The following is a 7,578-nucleotide window of genomic DNA, read 5'->3' as shown; positions in this document are numbered from 1 at the left end:
ACCCTATTACAATCAAAAAACATGGCAGAAAAGCTAAAAGTATTTTTAAACATGGGCTCTCTTTCTTAGCTAGTGTATTGTTAAACACTGAAAATCAAATGAATACTAATATATTCCATTTTTTGTCATGTACTTAGCTTTTACATATTAATTATTTCAATCTACACATCTTAAGATCACAACATTTTATATATATCTTATCCTTAAAAGATGTCTCTATAGCTATATATTTATTCAAAATGTATGATCAAAGGTGGAAGGGTCATAACATATGCAAAATAGTTACCGTTGTAGTTTATAGAGATGCCATTTCATTATGAAGTAGATTTTAAATACATTGGCATTATATCGCATATAACAGCGCTTTATTATAATTCTACTATTTAACAAATTAGAGCGTAAAAAACTGAAATCAAAAAAATAATTTAAGATTTGATTTCGGTGTCTGAAACAGCTACCATTTTAGTTGTTAATAAATAGAGAATTTTTTCGGCTACAGTTACATTGGTAGCGCGTTATGTGAAATTTTAGCTTAGTAAAGATATTTAATTAAGGATTTCAAACATTTCGGTTTTTAACTTAGCTTTTACGTCTGCATATTTTGAATCCATCGCCAAATTTTCCCATTCGTGCGTATCTGTTTTATGGTTGTAGAGCTCTTCTTTACCATTACGATACAAAATATACCTCCAGTCTTTAGTTCTGTAGGTGTAATTTTGCCGTGCAACATACGATGTGTCCAAATCTTTAGTAATTTGGATATGCCATAAAGCACTTGGATTACTATTAAAACCAATACCTTTTATGGGTTTATTAATACCGGCGCCTAATACCGTTAAAGCACCATTTGGTCCTTGCCATGTCCCGGTTTTGGGGTTTTCTAAAAATGGTTTTAAGCTAAAACCATCTAATTGTTGCGTCTTATTTTGGTTGGTATTACCCTCTAATTGACATACTTCTTTAAGCGTAGGGAATAGGTCTATTAAGGATACTGCTTGAGTTACTTTATCACCTTGTTTTGATCGATTCGGGTCGCGAATTATAAAAGGAATGCGCGTACTTTCATCCCAGGGGGAGTTTTTATATAAATAGTCTTTTTCGCCCATTTGCCAACCATGGTCGCTTACTAAAACCACAATGGTGTTATCCTTAAAACGGCTTTGATCTAAGGCATCCATAACTTTACCAACTTGGTCATCAACAAAAGCCACGCAGGCTAAATAGCCTTGTAAAAATTTTCGTAATCCTTCATCTTTACCTGAATAGGCGGCTTTTAATTTTTGATAATAGGCTAACCCCATTTCTGTTTGTGGATAAGTACTAGAGTAAAAACAATCATCAGCATCGCCTTCTTTTATTTCTGGCATGATAATATCTTCTAAGGGAAACATATCAAAATACTTTCTAGGTGCATATAAGGGGGTATGTGGTTTAACAAAACCTACACCCATAAAAAACGGTTTATTTTCTTCAGTTTGTTCTAATGCTTTTATTTTTTCATCAATCCAAAGTGCATGTTGTTCGTCTGGCATTAAATCTCGATTAGTATCATCAATGTAATGATATGGTTTGTTACCATATGTCCAGCCGGTTTCTTTAAAACCTCCATTCCCATCAGAAATTACTGGTGTGTCGGAAAGTGGTGCAAAAGAGCCATCAACCACATTGATGCTTCTAAAAGGTTCTGGCACCGATGAATGTCCCATAATTCGTTTGCCTTTTTCATCAATACCACTGTAGGCATGAGGACCATAGTTAATACCTTCTGGTACGCCCCACTCATCCCAATACGCTCTCACATTAGCGTGCAGTAATTTACCTGTGCCCAAAGTTCTATATCCGTTTTCTTTAAAGAGCTCTATAAAGGTTTTATGATTTTTTAAAACAGCTTGCTTGAAATGCGGTGTCCATCCAAAATCTCTAGAGCGATGGGGGTATATTCCAGTAAACAAACTATTTCTAGAAGGTTGACAAACGGGTACATTAGTATGCCCATTTATAAATGTGGTTCCAGATTGCGATAATTTATCGATACTAGGTGTTTTAGCTTGTGGATGACCACCAAAAACACCTTGATAATCGTTTAAATCATCTATCATAATAAACAATACATTTGGTGGTTGTTCCGGAGTGTTTTTGTCTTGAGACTCACAACTTATGACCATTAAAACCACAAATAATGAGATAATAAACCGATATATTGTTTTCATAATGATTGGTTTCTGGTATTTGTATTTATTTTTTTTATTTCTAATTAATTATTTGTTTAAATTCTCGGTACGAATGATAAATTATACGCTTTAGTTACCGTAAATATTTAGGGATTGCAGCCCTTTTCTAAAACAAAATATGACTTGATTTTTATGGCTTTTCATTTTAATCAAATTATAATACAAAAATATTAGGCAATTGCTGTTTTTTCAATTCAATACTTATCTAATACCACCCAAATTTTATCTCATGTTTTATTTATACTGAAAGTTACCATATTGTTCTGTATCTGACGAAAATATTTTGATAAATGATAATTTTTGATTTGTAGGGGATAGTATTTGAGATAGATGTTTATGATACATTCATCAAATTTGTAAAATACAACGCAGCTATTTGCTCTGAACCTAAACTTTGAATAATGAATAATAATAATCTAGTATTTTGTTTTTTTCTTCTGATGTCAATGGTGAGTTGTCGTCAAAAGCAAATTTCCAGTGTTCAAATGGAGACTTCACCTATAAAACCAAATATTCTATTTATTCTATCGGAAGATATGAGTACAGATTTAGAGTGTTATGGCATGCAAGCAGTAAAAACTCCAGTATTAAACGCATTGGCAAAAACAGGGATTCAATTTATGAATGCTTACGGTGCCAATTCTATTTGCTCTCCAAGTAGATCAAACATGATTACGGGTGTGCATCAAAATATTATTAATGCCCAACACCACAGATCGAACAGAAATATTCCTTTATCAAAGCCTTATAAACCCATCACCTCTTATTTAAGAGAGGCTGGCTATACTTGTATTATTGGAAACAAGTTGGTAAAAGGTGGTGGCAGAAAAATTGATGTAAATTTTAAACACGAAGCCCTTGGCAATTGGGATGGAGAAACCGAATTTGGTTTGTTTGATAAAAAAAATGAATTCACACCCGAAGACCAGCCCTTTTTTGCTCAAGTTACTTTAGATGTAACGCATAGAGGCGATTGGTGGAATGATATCCGTAGTAAATCTGCACATAGAGTGAACCCGGATAGTATTCAACTCCCTCCATATTTTGCAGATACAAAAATAATTAGAGAAGATTGGTCAAAATATTTAGACCAAATTGAATATATGGACCATGAAGTAGGATTGCTTCTTGACGATTTGGATAAAAAAGGAATGCGTGACAATACCATCATCATTTTTATAGGGGATAATGGCCGCTGCAATATTAGAGGAAAAGGCTATTTGTATGAATCTGGGTTGCATTTGCCATTGATAGTGAATTGGCCAGCAAAAATTACAAAGGGTAAAAAAGACTCACGCTTAGTAGCTTCTTTTGATGTGGCTGCCACTATTTTAGATGCAGCAGGAATTTCTTTACCTAATTATATGACTGCCAAATCGATTATTAAAGAAGATAAAAAACCTAGAAAATATGTGTATTCAGCAAGAGATTTATGGGATGAAGTTGTAGAACAATCTAGAGCCATTACAACCCATAAATATAGATATATTAAAAACAATATCACCAATCAATCCCATGATGCCCATCATGCATATCTAGAATTTTACAGACCTGCTCTTCATATTATGAGAGATTTGAATAAAAAAAATGAACTCACAGATTTGCAGGCGACATTTTTTGCCGATTCAAAACCTCAGGAAGAATTGTATGATATTGTAAACGATCCTTATGAAACAAAAAATTTAATTGATCTACCTGAATATGAAACTGTTGCAGACGAAATGCAAGGCTATTATTTAGATTGGAATGCCAAATATCACGATTTTGGTATGGATCCCATTAATTGGGAAAATTGTACTCCAGCATATTCCTTGCAATTGCTCAATTGGTTGAAACTTGAAAAACCAGAAGTTATCGACCAAATGAAACAAGGCATAGAACCAGGGTTTTCTAAATATAATAAAGCATTTAAAAGTAGTAAAAACCAAAATTAGTTAATATTATATTATGCAAACAAAAAGAACACCAAATATACTATTAGTGATAATTAGCCTAATGGTCGGCATTAAAAATCATGCGCAAACTTTAGATTCTATTGTTGAGAACCCTAAAGTTGTTGAGATAAACAAGCTACCAGCACGCGCTAGTTTTTTCGCCTATGAATCAGCCGAATTAGCAAAACAAAACGATATAACAGCCTCAAAAAAATATAAAACTCTAAACGGGATTTGGAAATTTAATTGGACACGCAGTCCAAAAGACAGACCAAAAGACTTTTACAAAGAAAGTTATAATACTGAAAAGTGGGATGATATCCCAGTGCCATCCAATTGGGAGTTACAAGGATATGGTGTGCCTATTTATCTTAATATCGAATATCCCTTTAGCTACAAACAAACTCCTAACCCGCCAGATATTCCGGACAATTATAATCCCGTAGGCTCATATAAAAGAACATTTACAATTCCACAAGATTGGATGGGCAATGAAATAAAAATTCATTTGGGTGCGGTAAAATCTGCTTTTTTTATCTGGGTTAACGGACAAAAAGTGGGGTATAGCCAAGGGTCTAAATTACCGGCTGAATTTAATCTTACAGAGTATGTAAAACCCGGTGGAAATAACATAGCATTAGAAGTTTACCGTTGGTCAGATGGTAGTTATTTAGAGGATCAGGATTTTTGGCGCTTATCAGGAATTGAGCGTGATGTCTATTTATATGCAACACCTAAAGTTCATATTCATGATATTGTAGTAGGTGCAGATTTAGATACTGACTATAAAAAGGGTTTGTTTACTTTGGATGTGGATATTGATAATGTTGATTTGCTTAAATTTAAAGGCGCTTTAAAAGTAGCCTTATCCCATGGTAATGATATTTTATACAGTGCTATTAAACCCGTTGTTTTTAATAAAAACAAACAACTAAAAACATCCTTTAAAGCAACACTTCCTGATGTTTTACATTGGACAGCAGAAACTCCTAATCTCTACAACTTATCTATTGAATTTTTGGATAAAAAAGGAAAAACTACAGAAGCCATTGTTAGAAAAATTGGTTTTAGAAACATACAAATCAAAGACGGACAAGTTTTAGTAAACGGACAACCCATATTAATTAAAGGTGCAAACAGACATGAACACGATTATAAAATGGGTCATGTTATGAGTCGTGAAAATATGTTACAGGATATTAAAATCTTTAAACAAAATAATATTAACGCCGTTAGAACCTGCCATTATCCAAATGCTCCGTATTGGTATGAGTTGTGCGATGAATATGGGATTTATGTGTACGATGAAGCCAATATAGAATCTCACGGTATAGGTTATGATTTAGATAAAACACTTGCCAACAATCCAGATTGGCTCGAAGCCCATTTGCAGAGAACAGAGCGCATGATACTACGTGACAGAAACCATCCATCAATTATTGCATGGTCCTTGGGTAATGAGGCAGGAAATGGATACAACTTTTACCAAACCTATTTGAGAACAAAAGAATTAGACTCTACCCGATTTGTGCATTACGAGCGCGCACGTTATGAGTGGAATACCGATGTTATTGGGGTTATGTATGCAAACTATCAAACGGTAGAGGATTATGCAAAAGATGACAATCAAAAGCGTCCAATGATTCTTTGTGAATATGCCCATGCGATGGGAAATAGTTTGGGCGGATTTAAAGAATACTGGGATTTGTTTGAAAAATACGATAAATTACAAGGGGGTTTTATTTGGGATTATCAAGACCAAGGATTTTTAGAAAAAAAGGATGGGAAGCCTTATTTTTCTTATGGAGGTGATTATGGCCCGCAAGACACACCTAGTGATCATAATTATTTAAATAATGGATTAATACGAGCTGATAAAACACCTAATCCTCATTTATATGAAGCAAAAAAAATACTTCAGAATGTAAAATTTTATAAACAAGGACTAGCGCAGAATAAAGTAAATATAAAGAATTGGTATTTCTTTAGAGATCTGTCTAATTATAAACTAAACTGGGTTATCCTTAAAGATGGTGTTGCGACAGAACAGGGCATTATAAACAATCTTCAAGTTGAGCCACAAGAAACAAAAATGTTGGAAATTCCTTTTAAAACAGTTGTAAATCAAAACCATGAATACTTTTTAAATCTATCGGTAACCCTAAAATCAGATGAACCTTTCCTGGAATCTGGATTTGAAATAGCTAAGGCTCAGTTTTTATTAAATAGTGAAAAAGTTAAATTGCCAGACCCTAATTTACAAGAAAAACCTATTTCAAAGAAACTTGATAAAAATAGTATAACACTATTTAACGATTCGTTTAGTGTACAATTTAATACGGAAACAGGAACTATAAGTTCATATATTTATGAGGGGGATGAAGTTATTTTAAATGGGGCGCAAGTTAACTTTTGGCGAGCCCCAACGGATAATGATTACGGCGCAAATACCCATAGTATTTACAGAGAATGGTTAACTGTTGGAAAAGAGAATATTCAAATTAGGCATGAGTTAATTGAAAATAATAAAGGGCGTATAATATTAAAATTTTATCAAGACCTGTTAAATGGTGACGCTAAATATATACAAACGTATACCTTATTTTCAAATGGAATAATAAATATTAGTAATGATTTTAAAGCTATAAATGGTATAAATCCAAAGGCTAAATTTGTAAGGAGATTTAATGGACAACTTCCGAAAGGGGCACATTCAAACCTCTATAAATTTGGAAATGAATTTGTGTTATCTGAAAATTTTAAACAAACATCTTGGTATGGACGTGGTCCAATTGAGTCCTATTCCGATAGAAAAAATAACACCTTAGTTGGTTTATATAGAAAGGATATTAATGAACTTTTTACCATGTATGCAAGACCTCAAGATAATGGTAATAGAACAGACGTGCGTTGGGTAGAGTTAACTAATGACAAGGGGGTCTCTTTAAAATTTTATGGGGATAATTATTTAAATTTTTCAGCTTCGCATTTCAAAAGAGAAGATTTAGATTCAGGTCCTGATAAATTTGCAACACAAAGCCATGGTAGGTTGTTAAATCCGAGGCCTGAAGTTTATCTTAACATTGACGGATTTGTTAATGGCATTGGCGGGGTTAATAGTTGGTCAGCAATTCCAGTTACGGAATACCTTTTGCCATTTCAAGACTATTATTATTCATATTGGATAGTACCAAGTAAAAAATAGTATTTTTAAATAATATGTTATCTAAATTATTTACTAAACTCAAAAAATAAAATTTTATTAAAAATAACCTAAGTACATGACAAAAAATGGAATATATTAGTATTCATTTGATTTTCAGTGTTTAACAATACACTAGCTAAGAAAGAGAGCCCATGTTTAAAAATACTTTTAGCTTTTCTGCCATGTTTTTTGATTGTAATAGGGTTAA

Annotated in this window: 3 protein-coding genes; 2 read left to right on the top strand and 1 reads right to left on the bottom strand. The window is 33.0% G+C overall.

Annotation, left to right across the window (positions count from 1 at the left end):
* Positions 1–545 precede the first annotated feature (545 nt).
* Positions 546–2,210, bottom strand: a complete 1,665-nt coding sequence (locus P8K68_RS13595) for a sulfatase (RefSeq protein ID WP_300252039.1) — start codon at positions 2,208–2,210, stop codon at positions 546–548.
* A gap of 506 nt (positions 2,211–2,716) precedes the next feature.
* Here P8K68_RS13595 and P8K68_RS13590 point away from each other — a divergent pair.
* Together P8K68_RS13590 and P8K68_RS13585 are read left to right on the top strand one after the other, a co-directional pair.
* The gene (locus tag P8K68_RS13590; protein WP_300252036.1) at positions 2,717–4,165 is read left to right on the top strand and encodes a sulfatase; all 1,449 of its coding nucleotides are present in this window, start codon (positions 2,717–2,719) and stop codon (positions 4,163–4,165) included.
* Positions 4,166–4,178: 13 nt separating this feature from the next.
* Complete coding sequence (locus P8K68_RS13585) at positions 4,179–7,370, top strand: glycoside hydrolase family 2 TIM barrel-domain containing protein (RefSeq protein ID WP_300252034.1); 3,192 nt, start codon at positions 4,179–4,181, stop codon at positions 7,368–7,370.
* Positions 7,371–7,578 lie beyond the last annotated feature (208 nt).

Origin of the sequence: Algibacter sp. (assembly GCF_029245835.1) — a bacterium.
Classification (GTDB): domain Bacteria; phylum Bacteroidota; class Bacteroidia; order Flavobacteriales; family Flavobacteriaceae; genus Algibacter_B.
Note: the sequence above shows the minus strand (reverse complement) of the source record. Positions and strands in the feature narration are given on the sequence as shown.